This window comes from Cohnella hongkongensis, from assembly GCF_042654645.1.
Lineage (GTDB): Bacteria > Bacillota > Bacilli > Paenibacillales > Paenibacillaceae > Cohnella > Cohnella hongkongensis.
On the sequence record NZ_JBHSEP010000008.1, the window covers coordinates 29,507 to 50,440 of the forward strand.

Consider the following 20,934-nt stretch of genomic DNA (forward strand, 5'->3'; position numbering starts at 1 on the left):
CCTTATATCCACACCTGAATCGCCTTATCGTAGGCAACGAGCTCATCTTCCGAGAAGAATATGGCGATCTCGCGCTCCGCATTTTCCAGAGAGTCCGCGCCGTGAATCAAATTAAAATTCGTATGTATCGCATAATCGCTGCGAATGGTGCCCGGCGCAGCCTCGAGGGCGTTGGTTTTGCCGATCAGCGCCCGGCACAGAGCGACGGCCTGATCCCCTTCCCACACCATCGCGAACACCGGTCCGGAGGTAATGAATTGAAGCAGCTTTTCGTAGAAGTCTTTTCCTTTATGCTCTGCGTAGTGGCGCTCGGCGCGCTCCCGGGACACCTGCATAAGCTTGGCGCCGACCAGCTTGAGTCCCTTGCGCTCGAACCGGGCGACGATCTCCCCGATCAGGCCGCGCTGCACGCCGTCGGGCTTCACCATCAAGTAGGTTCTTTCCATGCTCCTCCCCCTTTCAAGACATTCCTCTTGTCTGTTTTCATTTTACCATAAAAAACGCCCTATATCACTTTTAGTAGCTCCGTTTCGCCACAAACCGCGCGATATCGGCCAAATTCCGCTTCGCGGGAATATCGGGCAGCGCCTCCAGCGCGTGCAGCGCCTTTGCAATGTAACGATCCGCCAATCGCTCGGCTTCCTTGATCCCCTTGCTCGATCTTACCAGCTTGACGGCCGCCGACGAATCCGACCGTCCGTCGCTTCGCTTGATCGCCTCGATCTCCTCCAGCAGCGGGCCGCGAATCGCCTCTTCCTGCAGCGCGTACAGAACCGGAAGCGTGATGTTGCCCTGCCTTAGATCGCTGCCGGGCGGCTTGCCGATCGCTTTCTCCGTCCCGCACAAGTCGAGCAGATCGTCCATGATCTGGAAGTTCATGCCCAGATTGTAGCCGAACCGGTACAGGGCGCCGCTCAATTGGGCCGAGGCTCCGGTAGCGACCGCTCCCAGCTGACAGCTGATCGCAATCAGGAGCGCCGTTTTCCGCCGGATTCTTCGCAAGTAGTTGCGCACGCTCTGATCGACGTTAAAGAAATCGCGGATCTGCTCCATCTCTCCGATGCACACCTGCACGATCGTGCCGGACAGAATCTGGTGAACGCGCGGTTGGTCCAGCTCGGTAATGACCGTCAGCGCCTTCGCGTAAATATAGTCGCCCGTAAACATGGCGATGCGGTTGTCCCACTTCGACTTCACCGTAAGCTGGCCTCGGCGCGTGTCGGCGTCGTCGATGACGTCGTCGTGCACGAGCGTGGCCATATGGATCAGCTCGAGCGGCACCGCGACCTTCTGAAGCGTCTCAAGCGAGTAATCCCCAAACTTCCCGGCGAGCAGCACCAGAACGGGCCGGATTCTTTTGCCGCCGGCCTTGAGCAGATGAAGCGAGGTTTCGCTCAGAATCGGCAGATCCGAGGTGACGGTCAGCGCCATCTGATCCTCGATCGCTTGCAATTCGGATTTCATCGAAGCGTAGAGCTGCATTAATTTCATAAGTTCACCTGCGGTTGGATAGGTTATCTAGAAGATCGGGCAGCGGCAGCTCCGCGATGTCGGGCTCGCCGTCGATCAATCCGAGTTCCTTCGCGTACTGAAAATAAAGACGGAGTCCGGCTTTCTGCTCCGGTCCGAAGTCGTGGCACAGGTTGCCGAAGTAGCCGCGCCAATAGTCTGCCGTGCCCCCGATCTGACGCAGCGCCTTGTCTACGATCGGCTCGACGTTGCGCTTGGATTCGCGCTTGCTGGCGATCAGGCTCTCGTAGATTTCCCCGATCGCTTCGGGGCAGCGAAGCGCCGTCTCCTTGTGCACGCCCCATAAGGCGAACGTCATCCAATGGCCGGTCCAGACGTTCCAAACTTCTCCTAGATCGAGCACGCGGTAGCCGTGATTCGTCCACGACGCCCGTATGGCATGATCCCCGATCAGCAGGGCGGCGTCCGCATGCTCGAGCATCTGCTCGAGCGCCGGCTCCGCGTCCTCGTACGTCGGTTTGCCGCCGTAGAACTTCTCCATAATGATTTTCAGCAGATTGACCGACGTAGCGGAAGCCGTCGTTAAGGCGATCCTGCCCCGCAGCACTTGCTCAAGCGGCGACTTCAGGAACAGCAAAATCGATTGCACCCTGCCGAACGCGCTGACCGACAAATTCGGCAGTAAATAGTAAGCGTCTGCGGACACTCCGTAGGCGTACGAAGAAATCGCCGCCATGTCGATGTCTCCCGTCCTCAGCTTGCGGTTTAGCGTGGCGGGCAAGTCCGAATGGATCTCCGTCGGAAAAGAAAGCCGTCCCGGGTCGAAATGATGAAACACGGGCCAGGCGTTCGTATAAGAAATGCGGCCGAGCCGAATCGGCCGCGAGTTCGGATTATTCATCGGGTTGTCCCCATCTTCGATATAAATTGTGTGCGACGCCCATGCCGTCCATCGTCTTGCCGACGATAAAGCTCACGACGTCGTCCAGCGTCTGCGGTCCGTTGTAGAAAGCGGGCATCGCCGGAATGATCCGCACGCCGAGACGGGCAAGCTTGAGCATGTTTTCCAGATGAATGGCGTTCAGCGGCGTCTCCCTCGGCACGAGCAGCAGCGGACGCCCCTCCTTCAGCATGACGTCGGCGGCGCGGGTCAGCAGATTCGTGGAGGCTCCGCTGGCGATGGCGGACAGCGAGCCCATCGAGCAGGGGACGATCGCCATCCCTTCGCAGCGGAACGAACCGCTGGCGATGCTCGCCCCGATATCGTTAAGCGGGTGATACGTCATTCGCCCCTCCGCCTGCGCGGAATCGAAAGCGGTATTTATACAGTCTAACCGATTCGTCACGTTCCAACCCAGCTCTTCCTTCAGCACGCGCCATCCTGCATCCGATACGACCAAATGCAGATGAAAACCGGCACTTAACAACTGCCGGCACAAGGTCACTCCATATATCGCGCCGCTGGCCCCCGTCATCCCGACAATCCACCGCTTGGGTTCGCTCTCGCTCCCTTTTACCATCCCCGGATCACCACCAGGTCGATAAAGGTGAAAATAAAAATCACCATGCTCAGAATGCCGTTCATCGTAAAGAAAGCCGCATTCAGCTTGCTGAGGTCGTGAGGCTTGACGAGCCGATGCTCGTACAGCAGCAGCCCCGCGGCGACGATCGTGCCGGCGAAATACCACCAGCTCAAATCCGTCAAGACGAGCAGCAGGGCGAACCCGGCCGCCGTCAGGGCATGAAAGGCGCGCGCGATGCCAAGCGCCCTACCGACGCCGAATCTGGCCGGAATCGAATGGAGCCCCTCCTTGCGGTCAAATTCGACGTCCTGACACGCATAGATGACGTCGAAGCCCGCCGTCCAAAGCGCCACCGATACATAAAGCACGACCGCTTCCCAGGTGATCCCGCCTGTCACCGCTACCCAGCCCCCGAGAGGCGCCAGGCCGATCGTCAGCCCGAGAACGAGATGGCAAGCCCATGTAAAGCGTTTCGTGTACGAATAAAACACGAGGAAAAAGACGGCGAGCGGCAGCAGCTTGACCGCCAGACTGTTTAACTGGTAGGCCGCCCAAAAGAGCAGAACGAACGAAACGACGATGTATAGAATGACGTCCTTGGACTGCAGCAGTCCGGCCGGAATCGCCCGATTGGCCGTTCTCGGATTGCGGGCGTCGATCGCCTTGTCGATCAGTCTGTTCAGCCCCATCGCCGCCGTGCGGGCCCCGACCATCGCCAGCAAAATCCAGCCGACCTCGCTCCACTCCGGCAGTCTCTTCTCAACCGTCACCGATCCGAGAATCGCTCCGACAAAAGCGAACGGAAGCGCAAACAGCGTATGTTCAAACTTGATCATTTCCAGAAAAATGCGCACCTTGGCGATCATACGTTTTCATTCCCCTTCGTCCCCATATGCAGCGCGGCTACGCCGCCGAAGAACGGGTAAGCCTTCACGTTGCGCATGCCGATTTCGCGGAACAGCTCGGCGAGCGCCTGAAGATCGGGAAAAGTCGCGAGCGATTCCGGCAGCCACCGGTACTGCTCGTAGCTTTTGACGAACCATTTTCCGAATAAGGGCATGACTTTCTCGAAATAAAAATAATAAATGCTCTTGAACGGCTGCCAAGTCGGCTTGGACATGTCCAGGCACACGATCTTGCCGCCGGGCTTGACGACCCGCTTCATCTCCTTAAGCGTCTTGACGATATCCGGAACGTTGCGCAGCCCAAAGCCGATCGTCACGAAATCGAAGGAGTTATCCTCGAAGGGCAGCTCCATCGCATTCCCTTCAACTAGCGTGATCTTCTGTCCGTAGCCCGACTTGTTCACCTTGGCCTGTCCGATATCCAGCATATTGCGGCTGAAGTCGAGGCCCACCGTCCGGCCTCCGCCGCTGGCTTTCGCCAGCGCGATCGTCCAGTCGCACGTACCGCAGCACAGATCCAAGGCGCTCTGCCCCGGCTGAATGTCCATCTTGCGCATGGTGAAGCGGCGCCAGGCTTTATGTCTTCTGAAGCTGATGATGTCGTTCATCATGTCGTATTTGGGAGCGATACGCTCAAACACTTCATGCACGTGCGTTTCCTTCGATTTCGGGTCCATCATTCTTCCTATCCCAGCTCCTTCAATGCGGTGGCCCGCCGCTGCCCCGTCGCCGTCAGAAAAGGCTCGATCAGCGGTTGCAGATCCTTGGCAAGCTTGTCCGACTGAAGCCTTTGGATCAGTGCTTGCAGTTGGGAAACGGATTGCCGCAGAAGAGCTCCCAGCTTCTCCGCGACGTCGTACTTGTGCAGCAGCGTCCGGAGAAGTCCCGCGTCCTCCTTGCCGTCGGCGAGAAGCCGGCGATCCTCCTCCGAGCCTTCCTGAAGAATGTGCCACACGCCCCAGCTGCCGGCCAAGGCCGAAGTGCGCTCCACTCTGCCGATCTCCTGCAGCAGCACCTCGCATCGGCTGAACCGGCTCACGATGTCCGGCCACAGTTTGGCGTGCAGGCCGTTCATCATTTCCGCAAACGACAGAAAAATTCCGGACCTCAGCTCGGCGCCGATGTCGAGATATTCCTCCGCGTTCATTTTCCTTTGCTTCATTTTGCTGTAAAAGCTCATCTTCAACCGGTTAATGTCGCAGATCGCCTCGCTGAGACGGCGGATCGTCTCGATCTGCCCGGCCTGCGACAGCAGGTGGTAGAAGCGGCTGCTGAAATAATCTCCGGCCAGCACCCTCAGCTGCTGGGTACGCATCCCCTGCGTCCCGACAGCCGCCGCTCCCGTAGCGTTCTCGACCAGGTCGTGAGTGTCCAGTCCCATCTGCACGAGCGAGGTGGCGACCGACAGCAAATCTTTGTGCGAAGCCGCCTTCGGCTGATAGCTCAGCACGGTATATAGCAAAGAAATCCTGCCTTTCGGAAATTCGGGCAGCTCCGTGTGCAGGGTAATCATATCGTGGCTCATGTACTTGCTGGCCATTTGGTCAATTCGAGATCTGCTCATTGCTTCCGCCTCCGAACCTAGCTGCCAAGACACCGTTATTGACGTTTATCCCAACTATTATAACATATCCCGGAAAAGCTCGCATAAGCCAAGGACTTTGTTCATGAATTTGCAAAATTTATAAGCCGGCGCCGGCCTTCGGGCGTCATCGTCCAGCGAATATTCGAAGACGGCTCGATCTCCCCGTCCCCGATCCCTTCCGCCGACAGCTTCAGCATCGCCAGCTCTTCGTCGGTCCAGTCCGATCTTCGCGTCTCCGCCGCCAGCAGCAGCGTTTTCCGTTCTCCCCGCCATTCGAAAACCCGGACGAGCACCTGCTTAACGTTTCGAACGTCCATAAAAGCGTAATCGATCAGCAGCCGGATGTCTTGTCGAAGCTCATCCGTTCTGTCGGCGCGCAGGTCGACGGCCAGAATCGCATGATCCCAGCCGACCCGGATCGGCCGGTTGCTCATTCGGATCGCGCTCAGCGCGTCGACAAGCCGATCGTCCGTCAGCCATCGCTCCTCTTCCGTCTCGAAGACGGAAACAGACGGATGGCGGTGGCTCAAGCTCTGTTCGACAAGCGGCAGTCGGCCGAGCAGCAGCACGACGAAAAATCCCGTCAAGGCGAGCGCGGCCCAGGAGACAAACTGGCGGGTGAGCATGGCGAATTCCCCTTTCTCTGTGAGAGGCTCCTCCATACCCATTGTACATACAAAAAGGCCAGGCTATGCCTGCGCCCCGCCGCCGGTTATTCAGGCATCGGTATCCACGGTTCCGTGTTTCGTCAGAATGGTCGCTTTTCCTCTGATCTTCATGGCCGACGTATGATCGGTGAACTGAACGATCAACACTTCGCCCTTGTCCAGCTTCTCCGTATGGTGAAACTTCGTATCCTGGCCTCTCGTCAAGCCAATGACCTGAACGCCGCTGTCCTTCGCTTTAATGACGACGTATTCCTGTTCCGTATCCATAGTCGCAAGCCTCCTTATGGTTATCATGATGAAGGAAAGGGTGGCGCAATGTCAAACAAAAACTGCCTTCTTCCGATTCGTTCGGCAAGAAAGCAGTCAGTCGTCGTGTCATGGTCGGAACGGAGAGATTCGAACTCTCGACCTCACCCACCCCAAGGGTGCGCGCTACCTGGCTGCGCCACGTCCCGTTTATCGGATTAAGTAACGGTGTTGCGGGGATTTTTTGTCGAAACGATCCGCTCAATAACTAGAGCAGTCGAGCGACACAAACGAAATTATAGCATATGGATACTCGCCCGTGCAAGCCCTTTCTATGGATTTGGATTGGCTGAATCCTTGCAGATTCTCGCGCCCCGCGCAATAAAGAAAGACTGCCCGCCGCGCGGCCCGGAGGGCGAGCGGCGATAGACAGTCTTGGCTTCTTTATAGACAAACCGGATTGGATGTCGGCAAGCCGCGAAGCTCCTACTTGATTCCTTCTTTAAGGGCTTTGCCCGGCTTGAATGCGGGGATCTTCCCGGCCGGAATCTCGATTTCCACTCCGGTTTGCGGGTTACGGCCCTTGCGGGCGGAACGTTCGCGAACTTCGAAGTTGCCAAATCCGACGAGTTGAACTTTATCTCCGTTCTGCAGCGCCTCGGAAATGACGTCGAATACGGCGTCAACCGCTTGCGTCGCATCCTTCTTGGACAGATCGGCCAATTCGGCCACTTTGGCAATCAATTCGGTTTTATTCATAGCATTCACCTCCCCGATAGAGTACGATGGCATGTTATCTGTTTATCCGTTTCATCAGAAATTATACACTCTGCCTTCGCGAAGTTTCAAGCGCGGCGCGCATTTCGGCCCAGGCTACCCCGCTTTCCTGCGGTTGAGATGGATGAAGGTGACGGCAAGCGCCAGGACGAGCACCGCCCCTTTAATGATATCGTTCGTATAATATTGAACGTTCATCATCGTCAGTCCGTTCACAAGCACGCCCATCAGCACGGCGCCGAAAAAGGTTCCGACGATGTTCGGCCTGCCCGCCGCGAATACCGAGTAGCCGACGAATACGGCGGCCACCGACTCCATCAGCATCGGAGCGCCGGCGTCGATCTGCCCGGAGCCGATGCGCGAAGCGAACAGAATGCCCCCGATCGCCGCGAAGACGCCGGAAGCGACGTAAGCGAGCGCGCGAACGCGTTTGACCTTCAAGCCGGACAGCCGAGCCGCCTCTTCATTGCCCCCGGTAATGATCATCTGCCGGCCCCAGCGCGTGTACTTGAAGAAGACGTGGGCGCCGACGACGGCAAGCAGCATCAGAATGACCGGGAACGGAATGCCGAGCAGCTTGCCTTGGCCGATCCACAGGAAGGACTTGTCCATCACGCCCGGAGCGGTCGATCCGTCCGGCAGCGGCATGTTGCTGTAGATCGAATAGCCTTTCGTATACGTCTTGTGTACGCCGTTGACGATGTACATCACCGCCAGCGTCGCCAGCAGGTCGGGAATGCGGATCTTGACGATGAGCAACGCGTTCAGCAAACCGACCAGCGCCCCGACGAGAAGCGGAACGATCAGCACGACGACCAGCGGCATTTCGTACCAGACCATCATCGTGGCCGTCACGACGGTCGTCAGCGATACGGTCGCCCCGACCGACAGGTCGAAGCCGTCTACGGTGAGCGAGATCGTCACTCCAATCGCGACGAACGTAACGATCGAGATCGAGCGCAGAATGTCGGTGATGTTGCTGTACGTGAAGAAATACTCGTTCGTTAACGAGAAAAACAGAATGACCAGTCCGATGAAAATAAGCGCGCCGTACTTGAACGTAAACGGCAGCAGACGATTTTTCACGCTAATTCCTCCCGTCCCGCGCTCGCATAGTACAACAGATCCTCCTGCGTTGCTTCGCCGCGGTGAAATGATTTTACGATCGTCCCGTCGCACATGACGAGAATCCGGTCCGCCAGGCCGAGCGCCTCGGCGAATTCGCAGGTCAGATACAGAATGCCCTTGCCCTCCTGGGCAAGGCGCCCGATAATCCGGAAAATATCGCTTTTGGCGCCGACGTCGACGCCCTTCGTCGGCTCGTCGAACAAGTAAACGTCAGCCTCGGTGCCGATCCACTTGCCGATCGCCACCTTCTGCTGATTGCCTCCGCTCAAAAAGGCCGTCAACTGCGTAACCGTAGGCGTCTTAATGCCCAGATCGGCAATCTGCCGATCGGCGTAGCCCCTTTCCGCAGAGCCGGACAGAAATCCGAGCCGGCTGATCGACTTCAGCAGAGGGACGCTCAGATTGTGCAGCACGGACTCCCGGACGAGAATGCCCTCCTTGCGCCTCTCCTCGGGAACAAGCGCAATGCCGGACTGCACCGCATCCGCCGGAGAACTCAGATTGGCCGGTTTTCCGTCGACCCGCACCGAGCCGCCGTCCGCCTTGTCGGCGCCGAACAGGACGCGGGACAGCTCCGTTTTACCGGCGCCGACGAGACCGACGACCGCTACGATCTCTCCTCGCCGCACCTCCAGGTCGACGCCGCGAACCCGTCGTCCCGACTGCAGCCCCTGCACCTGCAGAACCGGCTCCCCGATCTCGACCTCCTGCTTCGGATACTCCTCCTCGAAGCTTCTGCCGAGCATCGCGCGCACGACGCCGGAGACGTCGATGTTCGCCCTGTCCTCGGTCAACACTCTCTGACCGTCTCTCATCACCGTAATGCGGTCGCATATCCGGAACACCTCCGGCAGCCGGTGGGAGATGAAAATCACGCCGATGCCCGCCGCCTTCAGACCCTCCATTATGCCGAACAGCCTTTCGGCCTCCTCCAGGCTCAGCGGAGCGGTCGGCTCGTCCAGGATGACGAATTTGGCGTTCTCGGCGAACAGCCTGGCGATCAGCACCAGCTGCTTCTCCGACAAAGTCAAATCGCGAACGAGCGTCCGCGGGGACAACGCCAGCCCCACTCTCTCGAGCACCTTGCCGGCTTCCTCGTGCAGCTGGCCCCAGCGAAGCCAGGCTCGTTCTCCCGGCGCCGACAGCCGGTCCAGAAAAATATTCTCGGATACGCTGAGATGGGCGACGAGCGAGGTGTCCACCTCTTGATACACGCAGTGGATGCCGGCTTTCTTGGCTTCGGCCGGCGTCCGGAAGACGTGCGAGCCACCCCCGGTCTCGATCGTGCCTTCGTCGGTCTCGTAGGCTCCCGACAATATTTTCATCAGAGTGCTCTTGCCCGCGCCGTTGGCGCCCAGCAAGGCGTGTATTTCCCCGCCGCGCACGTTGAAGTCCACCTTCTTCAACGCTTGCACGCCGGCAAACGACTTGGAGATGTTGATCATGTTCAGCGCGGAAGCTTGTTCGACAGCCGCCATCGGGATCCGGCCCCTTTCTGTCCAAGAGATGTGAAGGTTTCGCGTACAGCAGGAAACGGCGCGGAATGTTCCCGCGCCGTGGCTTGCTGGCTGTAGACCTAATTATTGAGCGCCCACGGATTGCTCCAGCGCCTGCAGATAGTCCGTGTCGCCGAGATCGCTGCTTCCCCAGCCTTCGACATATTGCGAAAGCTCGGCCGTCGTAATGACTTTGTCCGTCGGAAGCGAATCGCGGTGCACGAATACCGGCTCCAGCTGTACGACGGCATCCGTCGTGTCGCCGTAAAACTTCTGGTACAGGTATCTCACCTGTACGGCGCCGATCGAAGTCGGATCGACGGCCGCGGAAGCGACCCACGGGCTCGTCGGATCTTGGATCATCTTCAAGTCCTCGTCGCTCAGATCGATGCCGTACACTTTAATCTCGTCGCGTCCGGCTTGCTTGATCGCGTTGGAAGCGCCTTTGGCGAATTCGTCCCAAGCGGCCCATACCGCCGTAATGTCGCCTTTGTTCGGGTACTGCTTCAGAACGGCTTCCATCCGGTTCTGGGTATCGAGCTGCGGATTGCTCGCATCGCCGAACGCCGCGATTTCCTTAATATCCGGATATTTCTCGGTGAACGCCTTGTACGCGATCTGACGGCTTTCCATCGGAGGGAATCCCGCAACCCATACTTTGACGATGTTGCCTTTGCCGCCCGCCTCTTCGGCCAGCTTCTCCAGCGTGTACTCGGCCAGCAGCTCGTCGTTCTGCGCCAAGTTCGTAATGCCCTCGAATTCATTCAGTCCCGAGTCGAACGCTACGATCGGAATGCCCGCTTCCTTCGCCTTGTTCAGCCCGTTCGTCAGAGCCCCGGCGTCGCCGTGATCGACCAGAATGCCGTCGAACTTCTGATTGACAGCGGAATCGAGATTGGCCGCCATCTTGGCCAGGTCGTTCTCGGAAGCAAGGACGGTCACTTCGCCGCCGTACTTCTCCGCTTGCTTCTTGACGCCGTCTACGTATTGCGCGGAGAACGTTCCCGTGTTGAAGCGCATCACGAGCGCGATTCTCTTGCCCTTAAGCGCTTCGATATCGCTCGCGCCTTCGGACGGCTCCTCCGAAGCCGTTTCGGACGGCGCTGCGGACGGGGATTGGGACGCAGGCGAGGAACTGCCCGCGTTGCTCTCTTCTTTCTTGCCGCAAGCCGCGACCAGCAGGACGAGCGCGAGTGCGAGCGCGATCCAGCTTAGCTTGAATGGACGTTGTTGTTTCATCTCTCTTTTGCCTCCCATTTCATCTGTTGCTATGATAATAAATTACTATAAACATTTAAACCAAGTATGTCAATCGGTTTTTGCATAATAATAACGAACAAAGAGAATTATGGATTCTGCCCGCCCTTGTCCATCAGATTATTCTAGGAGAATTTCAGCGCGTTGGCAATAACCAATTTCGTATATTCTCTTAAATCGATATAGGTTGAACCCATGATATAAAAGTCCGCGCGCATTCCGCATGGGTTGGATCAGCCCGCATCCGACCGCCTCTCGAGTTTTTTTATCCTTTCTGCGTCACCAAGCAAAAACGCCTTCGGCGTCCTCTAGACGCAGAATTGCGTTTTTGTCGGAGGTGATTCAGATAAGGATAACGAATTTTTACTTTCTGAATCACTCAAAAAAGCGCCGAACCGGCAGCGGAATGCCGGTTCGGCGCTTGGGGGCGCATCTTATAGGATGATCGCAATCAGGCCGCCCGAGCCTTCGTTGATAATCCTCCCGAGCGTCTCCTGCAGCTTGTAGCGGGCATTGTCGGGCATCATCGCGATTTTTCCCTGGATGCCTTCTCGAACGATGGAGTGCAGCGAACGCCCGAAAATGTCGGATTCCCAGATCTTGATCGGATCGTTCTCGAAGTCCTGCATCAGGTAGCGGACGAGCTCCTCGCTCTGCTTCTCGGTGCCGATGATCGGCGCGAATTCGGATTCGACGTCGACGCGGATCATATGGATCGAAGGCGCCGTCGCCTTCAGGCGAACGCCGAAGCGGGAGCCCTGCCGGATCAGCTCCGGCTCGTCGAGCGCCATCTCCGCCAAAGACGGAGCCGCGATGCCGTAGCCGGTCGTCTTGACCATCTCCAGCGCCTCCGAGAAGCGGTCGTATTCCCTTTTGGCGTGAGAGAACTCCTGCATCAGCTGCAGCAGATGATCCTTGCCGCGAATTTCCGTGCCGACGACCTCCATCAGAATTCGGTCGTACAGCTCGTCGGGAGCGTACAAGTCGATCTCCGCGACGCCTTGGCCCATGTTCATGCCGCTGAGACCGGCCCGGGCGACGAAATCGTACTCCATGAACTGCGAGACGACGCGCTCCACGTCGCGCAGACGGCGAATGTCCTTGACCGTCTCGCGAACGGAATTCTCGTAGGCGGCGCGCAGCCAGTGACCCTCCTGAAGCACCATCACCCAGCTCGGGAGGTTGACGTTGACCTCGTGGACCGGGAATTCGTACAGCACTTCGCGGAGCACGCCCATAACGTCTTCTTCGCCCATCGTGGCGGCGCTGACCGTCATGACCGGAATATCGTATTTATCGGCCAGTTCGCTGCGAAGCTGCTGGGCTTCCTCGCTCTTGGGCCGTGCGGAGTTGACGATCAGCACGAACGGCTTGCCGACTTCCTTCAGCTCGCTGACGACCCGTTCTTCCGCGTCCACGTAGGCGCTGCGCGGAATTTCGGCGATCGTGCCGTCCGTCGTGACGACGACGCCAAGCGTCGAATGCTCCTGGATCACCTTGCGGGTTCCGATCTCGGCCGCTTCCTGGAAGGGAATCGGATCCTCGAACCACGGGGTCGTGATCATGCGGGGGCCGCCTTCGTCCTCGAAGCCTTTCGCCCCGTCGACCGTGTAGCCGACGCAGTCGACCAGACGCACGTTGACTTCCAGCCCTTCGGCCACCTTCAGCTGCACCGCGTTATTCGGCACAAATTTCGGCTCGGTCGTCATGATCGTTCGGCCTGCGGCGCTCTGCGGAAGCTCGTCTATCGCTCTGACCCGGTCGGCCTCCGAAGCGATATTAGGCAAAACAACGGTTTCCATAAACCGTTTGATAAAGGTCGATTTTCCCGTGCGGACGGCACCCACGACCCCGAGGTAGATATCGCCGCCGGTGCGCTCGGCGATATCCTTGAAAATGTCCACTTTTTCCACTGAGATTCCCTCCCATCGTAATCGCGAAACTTTCGTGACCCGCCGTCAGGGCGGAACTCGTACACGAACTTGGACTGGTAACATTGTATGTGCGATTGCCACGAATATGACGCCGCCCGCACAAATTGTTTGCCGGCAAGCCGCTGCCCGCCGGTCGCTCTCTTTGTTTCCCTCATGAGCATATGAAAAAAGAGAGATGCGTATGTCATCTCTCTTTATCTTTTTTATGAAAATAAACCGCTACGGAGCGATCGCCCGAGGCTCTCCGTCAACCCAGCGATACTCTGGCGAACGAACGGGAACGTAATAGGAAGAGTCGATCAGCAGCCGCCGAGCATCCTCGTTCTCGCCCGGTACCGTCTCCGCCTTCTCCGCCGCCTTCGCGATATCGATGCCGTAGTCCGCGTACACCTTCCCCTGATCGTCGACGATCCAGTTCAACGTCTGGCGGGAAAACATGCTGAGAACGCCCGGGTCTTTCATGCCCAGCTTGGCAAAATCGATCGCGCGAAACCCCGGATACATTTGTTCTCCGGCCGCAAGCCGGTTTCCCTGCGAGGAACGGTATTGATCCATCTTCTTCTGCACGCTGTCCGCCGTCTGAAACACAACCAGATCGAGCAGCCTGACAAGCGGCTTCGTCTCCTCGTCAATGATCAGAAACTGATAGGAACCGCCGTTCTCGAACGCCGCCGAAGGCACGCGGGAAATATAGCCCATCCGCTTGAGCTTGCCGAAATCGACCTTATATTTCTCGTATCGCGGCACGGTCTCGTCCGCATTCTGGATCGGCAGCACGCCGCTCTGCTCCTGATACCGGTCGACGGCGTCCTGAACCGTCAGCACCGCTTCCCTGGCCGTCGCCTCCGTCCGGGGCGTCCGGTCCTCCGGATACAGGCAGCCGGCCAGGAAAACAAGCGTCGACGCGAGCGCCGCCAATCCGAGTCTTTGCCATAAACGAAGCTTCATGTTTTCTTCCTCCTGCATTCCCGCTAACTCCATCCGTCGTCTTCCTGCTGCTCCGCGAGCTTCTTGCGAATGGCCGCCTTCAGCGGGTCTTCCGGCACGTTCACGGTGACGTCTCCCATCGCCCTCGCTTGGCACGACAGGCGAACTCCCTCGGACAGCTGAGAGCCCAGCTTGCGGATTTCGGCCTGCGTCGGGGGATTCAGGGCCGCCGACTCCCCGTCGGACACGCGGACTTTGCACATCAAGCAGCCCGCCACACCCCCGCAGCGCGTCCGAATCGAGACACCCGCGCGCCGAGACGCTTCCAGCAGTGTGGAGCCGGGACGAACGGATGCGGTTCGGCCGTCCGGCTCGAACCTGACCTCGTACCGCCGCGTCATGCTCGCTCCTCCCGCTCGGCCGGCAAACCGCCGGTCCCCGACAGCTTCAGCGCCAGCTCCGCTACTTCCGGCGCCAGACGGTTCCGGGCGATAATCGTGCGCAGCTGCGGCACGTGCCTCCCCGGATTCTCCGAGATGAGCCGGCCCGCTACGTCCGCCCGGTCCGGCCGATCCCGCAGCAGATTGAAGACGAGCTCGTGTCCGAGTGGAACGACCGGCAGCGAAATTCCGTTATGATCCATCCGGTCGCAGGCCGGATGAAGGACTTCTCTCACTTCCGTCCTGTACTCCGATTGCCGGGCCGTCACCCGGAAGCCGCCGACCAGCTCGACCCACGCTCCCGCAACCGAATAATGCGACAGCGTGGATCGATAGATGTCCGTAACGCTGCTCCTCGGGCTGTCCGTCGCGTAGCGACGCAGCAGCCGGTGAACGGGACCGACGTCCTCCTCGTCGACGTAGACGTCGACATCCCGCGGAGGACGCCCCAGCTCCGCACCGCGAAGAGCCAGGCCCGTGCTGCCCCCGATGACATAACGAACCTCTCCGCTTCCCAGCACGGCAGCAAGCTCGGCCAGGGCGGCTGCCGGAACATCGCTTTCCATAACGGCCACTTCCTATCTGGTCTTAGAAATACGTTTTATTGACTGCGACAAGCTCGCCCTCCCGCTCGACGATCGCCTGGCAACCCAGCCGATAGCCGGCATCCAGCTCGTCCGGGCCGAGCCGATCCCACTCCGCGTCGCTCGATTCCGAGAGCAGTTCCGCCCCTTCGCGGATCAGGCATCGGCATCTCGCGCAGGTTCCTCGGGAACAATTAAACTGCCAGTCCACGCCGGCATCCTGCGCGATCTTCAGCAGCGTTTGGCCGAGCCGGGCTTCGACGGTTTTCGTGAGCGATTTTCCCGTTAACGTCAGCATGTTGTCCGCCCCCCGTCCATAAGAACTATATAATAGAAATGAGACCGCAGATGATGCCGTAGATCAGCACGACGACCGCAACGATCGTCAATAAGAGTCGGATCCAGCCCTTCGTTTTGTTGCGCGCGTATGTAATGATTAGAGCGGCCAGCACCATCAGTCCGATTCCGATCATCGACAGCCACATCTTGTTCATCGGGTCCAGCTTGGCGGCCGCGAACGTCTGAAGCATCAGAAACAACCTTGTCGCCCTCCTTTGCGAGACTGCTCAAATGCAATATATTATACCATTCGACACGCAAGATGACAAAAGAGAGGGACCGCCCGCAAGCAAAACCCGCGCTCGCCGTCAGCTTCAGCCGAACGGCGGCACGCGGGCCGCTTACTTCTTGATCATCATTTTGACGAGCGACTCCAGGCTGTTCAGGTTCATGCCGCTTTTTTTCACCGTTCCGATAATTTCCTTGATCGTCTCTTCGGATACCGGGACGTTCGCCATCGCCGACACTTGCTTGATCAGCTGTCTCAGCTGCGCGTCGCTCTGCATCGTGGTCGGCGTCACGCCGCTGGCGATTTTTTTGACCGATTTCTCCGAAATATTTTTGCCCGCTTTTTTGTTGACCGCTTTGAGCAGATCCTTCGGAAATTTGTCCATGCTTCCCCTCCTCCGGGTGTTTGCACTGCATCCTATGAGGAGAGGGTCGGGAAGGTGTGGGCGGCTCGCGCATCCCGGCGAACGCCGGCCGTCAGTTCAGCGTTCGGCCGCGCCGGGCTTCCCAGGCGACTTCTTCGATCTCGTGCGTCCTAACCCGTCCCATCAGCGCTTCCACCGCCTGCTCGGGAGAGCGGCCTTCGAACAGCACCGCGTAAAGCTGATTCGTAATCGGCATCTCGACGCCGTATCGGCGGGCCAGCTCATAGGCCGATTTCGTCGTCCTGACGCCTTCGACGACCATGCCCATCTGCTCCAGCACCTCGTTAAGAGGATTTCCCTGGGCAAGCAGCGAACCGGCCCGCCAATTCCGGCTGTGGCGGCTCGTGCAGGTGACGATCAAATCTCCGACGCCGGCCAGCCCGGCGAACGTGAGCACGTTCGCGCCCATCGCTTCGCCCAGGCGAGCGATCTCCGCCAAGCCTCTCGTAATGAGTGCCGCTTTGGCGTTGTCCCCGTAGCCGAGGCCGTCCGAAAGCCCCGCTCCCAGCGCAATGATATTTTTGATCGCTCCGGCCGTCTCGACCCCGACGAAGTCGGGATTCGTATAGACGCGGAAATACGAGCTGTTCATGAACAAATCCTGGGCCGCTTCCGCACAGGCCAACTCCTGGGCGGCCACGACGATAGTCGTCGGATGACGCTGGATCACTTCCTCCGCATGGCTTGGCCCCGACAAGACGACCAGCTTTTCCTCCGCGCGCCCAAGCTCCTCCGACAAGACGGTGGACATCCGCTTCAGGCTCCCGGATTCGAAGCCCTTGGTCGCGTGCATGACGAGCGCGCCTTCGGGTATGCTGCCCGCCGCTTGCCGGGCAACGTCCCGCATGGCCGCAGACGGAGAGACGAACAGCACCGCATCGGCGTTCTCGACCGCTTCGGCGATGCTCGTCGTTGCCGTTATGCCTTCCGGTATTTCCGCGCCGGGGAGAAATTTCCCATTGCTCCGCAGCGTATTGATTTCTTCGGCCTGCGCCGGATTGCGGGTCCAGAGCAGGACGCGATGCCCGTTGTCCGCGAGCACCCGGGACAACGCCGTCCCCCAGCTTCCTGCGACGAGAACGGCCACCTTCTTACGCGCCATGAGGTTCACCCTTTTTGCCGCTGCCGAGTTTGTTCTCCGTGCCGTTAATCAGCTTCACGATATTTTTGCGGTGACGGACGATCGCCAGCGCGGCCACGACGAGCGCGCCCCACAAAAACGCCGCTTCCTTGTCGAACAGGAAAAACAGCACCGGAAGCAGCGCCGCAAAGATCATGGAACCGAGCGAAACGTAACGCGTGAAAGCGATGACGAGAATGGCGGCGATCCCGGCGATGAGCGTCGGAAAGAAGGCCCATACCGCCAGCGCCCCGATCGTCGTCGCGATGCCTTTGCCGCCTTTGAACCGGAAAAAAATCGGCCAGTTGTGGCCGGCGATCGCAGCCAGCCCGCAGGCCACCTCCACCGCCGCCTGACCTTCTCCGAGCCACAGGCCGATCAGCACGCCTGCCGACCCCTTGGCGATGTCGAGCAGGAATACGGCGATCGCCGGCCCGGTGCCGAGCACGCGCAGCGTATTCGTCGCTCCCGCATTGCCGCTTCCGTGCTCCCGGATGTCGATTTTTTTAAGCCACCGCGCGGCGAGAATGCTGAATGAAATCGAGCCTAGCAAATAACTGACAATAATCGCGATAATCGTGTTTGCCACGTACGGTCTCCCCTATTCCTGATCGGATTTCTTACGAGTGAACAGCCTGAGCGGCGTACCTTCGAACGGAAAGGCCGCCCGGATTTTGTTCTCCAGATAGCGCTCATAAGAAAAATGCATCAATTCGGGGTCGTTGACGAAAATGAGCATCGTCGGCGGTTTCACGGCAATCTGCGTCACATAGTTGATCCGGAGTCTGCGTCCTTTGTCCGTCGGCGGCGGGTTGATCGCGATCGCATCGACTACGATATCGTTCAGCACGTTCGTCGGCACCCTCAGCGCATGCTGCTCGGCCACATGGTCGATGACCGGGAACAGCTTCGTCAGCCGATGCTTCGTCAGCGCGGACAGAAAGACGACGGGGGCGTAGGTCATAAACAGAAACTGCTCGCGAATCGAGTTCGTAAAATGCTGCATCGTTTTGTCGTTCTTCTCGACGACATCCCACTTGTTCACGACGAAGATGGCGGCTTTGCCGTTCTCGTGCGCATAGCCGGCAATATGTTTGTCCTGTTCGATGATGCCTTCTTCCCCGTTAATGACGACGAGGACGACGTCGGCGCGTTCGATCGCCTGCATCGCTCTCATGACGCTGTACTTCTCGGTCGTCTCATACACTTTGCCGCGCTTGCGCATGCCGGCCGTATCGATCAGCACGTACTTCTGGCCGTCCTTCTCGAAGGGCGTGTCGATGGCGTCGCGGGTCGTGCCCGCGATATTGCTCACGATCACTCTCTCCTCGCCGAGAATCGCGTTCACGAGCGACGACTTGCCGACATTGGGCCGGCCGATCAGCGCCACCTTGATGACGTCGTCGTTGTATTCCTGGTCTTCCTTAACCGGAAGCTTGTTGACGGCCTCGTCCAGCAGATCGCCGATCCCGGTTCCATGCGAGCCGGACAACGGGATCGGGTCCCCGAAGCCAAGCGAATAAAACTCGTAAATATCGTCCATCCGCTGCAGATTGTCGACCTTGTTCACGCCCAGCACGATCGGCTTGCGCGAGCGGAACAGCATCTGCGCCACCTCTTCGTCCGCATGGGTGACTCCCGCTTTCGCGTCGACCATAAATATAATGACGTCGGCTTCTTCGATCGCAAGCTCCGCCTGCATCCGCACGGAACGAAGCAGGCTGTCCTCGCCGTCAATCTCGATGCCTCCGGTATCAATGATACTGAAGGAACGTCCGTTCCATTCTCCTGTTCCGTACAAACGGTCGCGCGTTACGCCCGGCTTATCCTCCACAATCGCCAGCCTGTCGCCGATAATCCGGTTAAAAATCGTAGATTTGCCGACATTGGGCCTGCCTACGATCGCGATAATCGGTCTCGCCATTTGGCTCTCACTCCTCAATCGATTCTAACCGTCCCGAACGGGCACTACGGCCAGCATCTGAAACAATCACAAATTTCATCATACCAAAAATCGCCCGGCTTGGCTAACGAATATTGCCAATCCGCTCTATTCCCGCTCTACGATGATGAACAAATCTTCGCTGATCGTATGGGCGGCGCAATCCAGCACCTTCTCCAGCAAGTGCGCGACCTTCTGCAGCTGCTCCCGATCCTTCGCATAGAAGATCGGAGCCCCTCCTCCGACCTCCTCGCGCTTCGTCGCGACGACGCTTACGATTTTAGCCATTCGATCTCGCCTCCGATTTATCCATTCGATCTCGCCTCCGAGCTTTTGCGGTTCGCCTTCGTCGGCTTGCGAACGGCCGCTTCCAGCAGCGGCACGCCGGACACCGCCTGATAGGCTTTGTCCGCGTCCTTCTCCCGAGGCAGCACCAGAAGCCCGAGCTGCCCGGTTTTAAGCCCCAGCTTGGCGATCGGCAGCAGCCCCGGATCGCCGTCGTCCCGATAGACGCCGAGGCGGGTTGACACGTCGTGAAGAATCGCCTGCCGCTGCCCGAGGTTGGCGATCGTCACTCTGGCGTCGTCGCTCTTGGGCGTCAAGACGAACCCGAGCCCCTGCTCGCGAATTACGTCCCGATTCTCGTCCAGGCCGACGTTCATCATATAGATGTCTCCGACATACAGATTCGGGCCGTCGAGCCGGATCGGCGCCGTCTCGACGTCGGCGATATGAGAGATTTTCTTCCCCCTCATGAGCAGATGGGACAGGATGAGAGAGATCGCGCCCGCAGCCAGTCCGGCCCACCAGTGAATCCACTGAACGAACAGGCTGGTGGTCAGCGCCGTCACGATCGCCAAGTAATTGCGGCCCTCGAACACGACCGCTATGCCTTCGATGTACGCCGCTCCGCGGGGCACGAGCTCCAGATCGTCGATCGCCGTTAACGTATTGCGCTCCATATTCCTCACTTCCCGGAATTGCTGAGCCGCCAGAGACAGGAACGTAATTGCCGTGTAGTCCTTATTGAACAGGGCCGGCACCGCGACGGCGCCCAGCGCGCCGGCGATCAGTCCGAGCGCCAGGTGAATGATTTTGCCGTGTGGATAGGCCGGATACTGGCGGTAATCGCTTCTGAGCATCAGGATGCGGGCCGCCATGCCGAAAACCGTCCCCATGGCGACGGCCGTCAGCTCCTTGTGGGCATGCAGCCATTCGATCATGAGCGTTGTCCTCCTCGCCTGCCGTTCAGTTTAAGCGCCCACTTTCTCCCCAGCACGCCGGCCGCCCTCAGCCCGATCGTCCACAATCTGGCGCTAAACAGCGCAATCCACCACGCTTGCATGCTATCCTCTGCCCTCATCGCCGGAAGCGCGTCCTGGCTCCTCAGAAAGGCGAAGGCGGCCGCGTTCAACCCCAAGCCGACCGAGATCGCCAGCACTTGTTCGGACACCGAGCGGAACAGCAAAGCCACCAGCCAGCCGACCCATGCCGCAATCGCCCACGAAGACGCTTCCGGCGAATAGCCGGACGGGAGGAACGTCAGCCTGGCGGCCAGAATGGAGAGCGAACCAATCAGCAGCCCGCCGGATACGGCCGTCCATCTGCGAGCCGCCGGGATCAGACAGGCGATCGCCAAGACGGACAGCATCGTCCATACCGATGCCCCGTTCACCGATACGGTTTCGGTAACCGGCAGTTGGCCGAGCCAGGCCAGCGGCCATAGGGCCAGAAAGAGACCTACCGCCCATTGGGGCAAAGCGTCCGTCGATTCTTCCCTCCAGCCGCTCCACCATAGAATCGTAGCGACCAGCCACAGGAATGCGGCTCCGTATAGCGGCGACATCTCCACACCTCCACGGGATTAGTATGCGCCTTACCGGATGGAAAACATGCTCCGAGCATGGGAATCCGCAGCGGCGGGAGAACAAAAAAAGAAA

The 20,934-nt window shown here is 58.9% G+C and carries 26 protein-coding genes and 1 tRNA gene; all 27 read right to left on the reverse strand.

From position 1 onward, the window contains the following. Positions 1–2: 2 nt before the first annotated feature. Positions 3–446 (reverse strand): nucleoside-diphosphate kinase, encoded by a 444-nt coding sequence (gene ndk, locus ACFO3S_RS12555; protein WP_378096184.1) that lies wholly within the window; start codon positions 444–446, stop codon positions 3–5. 70 nt (positions 447–516) lie between these two features. After that, the gene (locus ACFO3S_RS12560; protein WP_378096187.1) at positions 517–1,491 is read right to left on the reverse strand and encodes a polyprenyl synthetase family protein; all 975 of its coding nucleotides are present in this window, start codon (positions 1,489–1,491) and stop codon (positions 517–519) included. Between the two features lie 4 nt (positions 1,492–1,495). Further along, positions 1,496–2,371 carry a menaquinone biosynthetic enzyme MqnA/MqnD family protein gene (locus ACFO3S_RS12565; RefSeq protein ID WP_378096190.1) on the reverse strand — a complete coding sequence of 292 codons (876 nt, stop codon included), beginning with the start codon at positions 2,369–2,371 and terminating at the stop codon, positions 1,496–1,498. Then, complete coding sequence (locus ACFO3S_RS12570; protein ID WP_378096193.1) at positions 2,364–2,990, reverse strand: UbiX family flavin prenyltransferase; 627 nt, start codon at positions 2,988–2,990, stop codon at positions 2,364–2,366. The genes ACFO3S_RS12565 and ACFO3S_RS12570 overlap by 8 nt, the downstream gene beginning before the upstream one ends. Then, positions 2,984–3,859 carry a UbiA-like polyprenyltransferase gene (locus tag ACFO3S_RS12575; protein ID WP_378096196.1) on the reverse strand — a complete coding sequence of 292 codons (876 nt, stop codon included), beginning with the start codon at positions 3,857–3,859 and terminating at the stop codon, positions 2,984–2,986. The genes ACFO3S_RS12570 and ACFO3S_RS12575 overlap by 7 nt, the downstream gene beginning before the upstream one ends. After that, the gene (locus ACFO3S_RS12580) at positions 3,856–4,575 is read right to left on the reverse strand and encodes a demethylmenaquinone methyltransferase (RefSeq protein ID WP_378096732.1); all 720 of its coding nucleotides are present in this window, start codon (positions 4,573–4,575) and stop codon (positions 3,856–3,858) included. Before ACFO3S_RS12580 ends, ACFO3S_RS12575 begins: the two co-directional genes overlap by 4 nt. Before the next feature lie 8 nt (positions 4,576–4,583). After that, positions 4,584–5,462: a heptaprenyl diphosphate synthase component 1 gene (locus ACFO3S_RS12585; RefSeq protein ID WP_378096199.1), complete on the reverse strand. Its 879-nt coding sequence runs from the start codon at positions 5,460–5,462 to the stop codon at positions 4,584–4,586. Positions 5,463–5,563: 101 nt separating this feature from the next. Further along, a complete protein-coding gene (locus ACFO3S_RS12590) occupies positions 5,564–6,109 on the reverse strand; it encodes a hypothetical protein (RefSeq protein ID WP_378096202.1) in 546 nt (181 codons plus the stop codon). A 90-nt stretch (positions 6,110–6,199) separates the two neighbouring features. Next, a complete protein-coding gene (gene mtrB / locus ACFO3S_RS12595) occupies positions 6,200–6,418 on the reverse strand; it encodes a trp RNA-binding attenuation protein MtrB (protein WP_378096205.1) in 219 nt (72 codons plus the stop codon). A 111-nt stretch (positions 6,419–6,529) separates the two neighbouring features. Further along, positions 6,530–6,606: transfer RNA gene (locus ACFO3S_RS12600), tRNA-Pro, on the reverse strand. A 277-nt stretch (positions 6,607–6,883) separates the two neighbouring features. Further along, complete coding sequence (locus ACFO3S_RS12605) at positions 6,884–7,156, reverse strand: HU family DNA-binding protein (protein ID WP_378096208.1); 273 nt, start codon at positions 7,154–7,156, stop codon at positions 6,884–6,886. 114 nt (positions 7,157–7,270) lie between these two features. Continuing rightward, positions 7,271–8,260: an ABC transporter permease gene (locus tag ACFO3S_RS12610; RefSeq protein ID WP_378096211.1), complete on the reverse strand. Its 990-nt coding sequence runs from the start codon at positions 8,258–8,260 to the stop codon at positions 7,271–7,273. Continuing rightward, complete coding sequence (locus tag ACFO3S_RS12615; RefSeq protein ID WP_378096214.1) at positions 8,257–9,780, reverse strand: sugar ABC transporter ATP-binding protein; 1,524 nt, start codon at positions 9,778–9,780, stop codon at positions 8,257–8,259. Before ACFO3S_RS12615 ends, ACFO3S_RS12610 begins: the two co-directional genes overlap by 4 nt. A 102-nt stretch (positions 9,781–9,882) precedes the next feature. Then, on the reverse strand, positions 9,883–11,037 hold the full coding sequence (locus tag ACFO3S_RS12620; RefSeq protein WP_378096215.1) for a sugar ABC transporter substrate-binding protein: 1,155 nt from the start codon (positions 11,035–11,037) through the stop codon (positions 9,883–9,885). Between the two features lie 452 nt (positions 11,038–11,489). Next, positions 11,490–12,968 (reverse strand): stage IV sporulation protein A, encoded by a 1,479-nt coding sequence (spoIVA, locus tag ACFO3S_RS12625; RefSeq protein ID WP_378096218.1) that lies wholly within the window; start codon positions 12,966–12,968, stop codon positions 11,490–11,492. Between the two features lie 240 nt (positions 12,969–13,208). Beyond that, on the reverse strand, positions 13,209–13,937 hold the full coding sequence (locus tag ACFO3S_RS12630) for a hypothetical protein (protein ID WP_378096221.1): 729 nt from the start codon (positions 13,935–13,937) through the stop codon (positions 13,209–13,211). Positions 13,938–13,960: 23 nt separating this feature from the next. Beyond that, on the reverse strand, positions 13,961–14,317 hold the full coding sequence (locus ACFO3S_RS12635; RefSeq protein WP_378096224.1) for a 2Fe-2S iron-sulfur cluster-binding protein: 357 nt from the start codon (positions 14,315–14,317) through the stop codon (positions 13,961–13,963). After that, positions 14,314–14,922, reverse strand: coding sequence for a nucleotidyltransferase family protein (locus ACFO3S_RS12640; protein WP_378096227.1), 609 nt, complete (start codon positions 14,920–14,922; stop codon positions 14,314–14,316). Before ACFO3S_RS12640 ends, ACFO3S_RS12635 begins: the two co-directional genes overlap by 4 nt. 22 nt (positions 14,923–14,944) lie before the next feature. Further along, positions 14,945–15,238, reverse strand: coding sequence for a 2Fe-2S iron-sulfur cluster-binding protein (locus tag ACFO3S_RS12645; protein ID WP_378096230.1), 294 nt, complete (start codon positions 15,236–15,238; stop codon positions 14,945–14,947). A 25-nt stretch (positions 15,239–15,263) separates the two neighbouring features. Then, positions 15,264–15,470 carry a DUF2768 family protein gene (locus ACFO3S_RS12650; RefSeq protein ID WP_378096735.1) on the reverse strand — a complete coding sequence of 69 codons (207 nt, stop codon included), beginning with the start codon at positions 15,468–15,470 and terminating at the stop codon, positions 15,264–15,266. A 150-nt stretch (positions 15,471–15,620) separates the two neighbouring features. Further along, on the reverse strand, positions 15,621–15,893 hold the full coding sequence (locus ACFO3S_RS12655; RefSeq protein ID WP_378096231.1) for a stage VI sporulation protein F: 273 nt from the start codon (positions 15,891–15,893) through the stop codon (positions 15,621–15,623). A gap of 91 nt (positions 15,894–15,984) precedes the next feature. Then, complete coding sequence (locus tag ACFO3S_RS12660; protein ID WP_378096234.1) at positions 15,985–17,034, reverse strand: NAD(P)H-dependent glycerol-3-phosphate dehydrogenase; 1,050 nt, start codon at positions 17,032–17,034, stop codon at positions 15,985–15,987. Then, positions 17,024–17,641 (reverse strand): glycerol-3-phosphate 1-O-acyltransferase PlsY, encoded by a 618-nt coding sequence (gene plsY, locus ACFO3S_RS12665; RefSeq protein WP_378096237.1) that lies wholly within the window; start codon positions 17,639–17,641, stop codon positions 17,024–17,026. The genes ACFO3S_RS12660 and plsY overlap by 11 nt, the downstream gene beginning before the upstream one ends. 12 nt (positions 17,642–17,653) lie before the next feature. Next, positions 17,654–18,976 carry a ribosome biogenesis GTPase Der gene (gene der, locus ACFO3S_RS12670; protein ID WP_378096240.1) on the reverse strand — a complete coding sequence of 441 codons (1,323 nt, stop codon included), beginning with the start codon at positions 18,974–18,976 and terminating at the stop codon, positions 17,654–17,656. A 126-nt stretch (positions 18,977–19,102) separates the two neighbouring features. After that, positions 19,103–19,282: a capping complex subunit for YIEGIA gene (locus tag ACFO3S_RS12675; RefSeq protein ID WP_378096243.1), complete on the reverse strand. Its 180-nt coding sequence runs from the start codon at positions 19,280–19,282 to the stop codon at positions 19,103–19,105. 17 nt (positions 19,283–19,299) lie between these two features. Then, positions 19,300–20,217: a YIEGIA family protein gene (locus ACFO3S_RS12680; protein WP_378096246.1), complete on the reverse strand. Its 918-nt coding sequence runs from the start codon at positions 20,215–20,217 to the stop codon at positions 19,300–19,302. Next, complete coding sequence (locus ACFO3S_RS12685) at positions 20,214–20,840, reverse strand: hypothetical protein (protein WP_378096249.1); 627 nt, start codon at positions 20,838–20,840, stop codon at positions 20,214–20,216. Before ACFO3S_RS12685 ends, ACFO3S_RS12680 begins: the two co-directional genes overlap by 4 nt. Positions 20,841–20,934: the final 94 nt, after the last annotated feature.

Coding starts and splice junctions, on each gene's coding strand:
- der (WP_378096240.1), bottom strand. CDS start 18,976: ATGGCGAGACCGATTATCGCGATCGTAGGCAGGCCCAATGTCGGCAAA.
- ACFO3S_RS12675 (WP_378096243.1), bottom strand. CDS start 19,282: ATGGCTAAAATCGTAAGCGTCGTCGCGACGAAGCGCGAGGAGGTCGGA.
- ACFO3S_RS12570 (WP_378096193.1), bottom strand. CDS start 2,990: ATGGTAAAAGGGAGCGAGAGCGAACCCAAGCGGTGGATTGTCGGGATG.
- mtrB (WP_378096205.1), bottom strand. CDS start 6,418: ATGGATACGGAACAGGAATACGTCGTCATTAAAGCGAAGGACAGCGGC.
- ACFO3S_RS12635 (WP_378096224.1), bottom strand. CDS start 14,317: ATGACGCGGCGGTACGAGGTCAGGTTCGAGCCGGACGGCCGAACCGCA.
- ACFO3S_RS12660 (WP_378096234.1), bottom strand. CDS start 17,034: ATGGCGCGTAAGAAGGTGGCCGTTCTCGTCGCAGGAAGCTGGGGGACG.
- ACFO3S_RS12565 (WP_378096190.1), bottom strand. CDS start 2,371: ATGAATAATCCGAACTCGCGGCCGATTCGGCTCGGCCGCATTTCTTAT.
- ACFO3S_RS12685 (WP_378096249.1), bottom strand. CDS start 20,840: ATGTCGCCGCTATACGGAGCCGCATTCCTGTGGCTGGTCGCTACGATT.
- ACFO3S_RS12575 (WP_378096196.1), bottom strand. CDS start 3,859: ATGATCGCCAAGGTGCGCATTTTTCTGGAAATGATCAAGTTTGAACAT.
- ACFO3S_RS12680 (WP_378096246.1), bottom strand. CDS start 20,217: ATGATCGAATGGCTGCATGCCCACAAGGAGCTGACGGCCGTCGCCATG.
- ACFO3S_RS12630 (WP_378096221.1), bottom strand. CDS start 13,937: ATGAAGCTTCGTTTATGGCAAAGACTCGGATTGGCGGCGCTCGCGTCG.
- ACFO3S_RS12655 (WP_378096231.1), bottom strand. CDS start 15,893: ATGGACAAATTTCCGAAGGATCTGCTCAAAGCGGTCAACAAAAAAGCG.
- ACFO3S_RS12560 (WP_378096187.1), bottom strand. CDS start 1,491: ATGAAATTAATGCAGCTCTACGCTTCGATGAAATCCGAATTGCAAGCG.
- ACFO3S_RS12615 (WP_378096214.1), bottom strand. CDS start 9,780: ATGGCGGCTGTCGAACAAGCTTCCGCGCTGAACATGATCAACATCTCC.
- ACFO3S_RS12650 (WP_378096735.1), bottom strand. CDS start 15,470: ATGCTTCAGACGTTCGCGGCCGCCAAGCTGGACCCGATGAACAAGATG.
- ACFO3S_RS12590 (WP_378096202.1), bottom strand. CDS start 6,109: ATGCTCACCCGCCAGTTTGTCTCCTGGGCCGCGCTCGCCTTGACGGGA.
- ACFO3S_RS12620 (WP_378096215.1), bottom strand. CDS start 11,037: ATGAAACAACAACGTCCATTCAAGCTAAGCTGGATCGCGCTCGCACTC.
- ACFO3S_RS12645 (WP_378096230.1), bottom strand. CDS start 15,238: ATGCTGACGTTAACGGGAAAATCGCTCACGAAAACCGTCGAAGCCCGG.
- ACFO3S_RS12585 (WP_378096199.1), bottom strand. CDS start 5,462: ATGAGCAGATCTCGAATTGACCAAATGGCCAGCAAGTACATGAGCCAC.
- ACFO3S_RS12605 (WP_378096208.1), bottom strand. CDS start 7,156: ATGAATAAAACCGAATTGATTGCCAAAGTGGCCGAATTGGCCGATCTG.
- ACFO3S_RS12640 (WP_378096227.1), bottom strand. CDS start 14,922: ATGGAAAGCGATGTTCCGGCAGCCGCCCTGGCCGAGCTTGCTGCCGTG.
- ndk (WP_378096184.1), bottom strand. CDS start 446: ATGGAAAGAACCTACTTGATGGTGAAGCCCGACGGCGTGCAGCGCGGC.
- ACFO3S_RS12580 (WP_378096732.1), bottom strand. CDS start 4,575: ATGGACCCGAAATCGAAGGAAACGCACGTGCATGAAGTGTTTGAGCGT.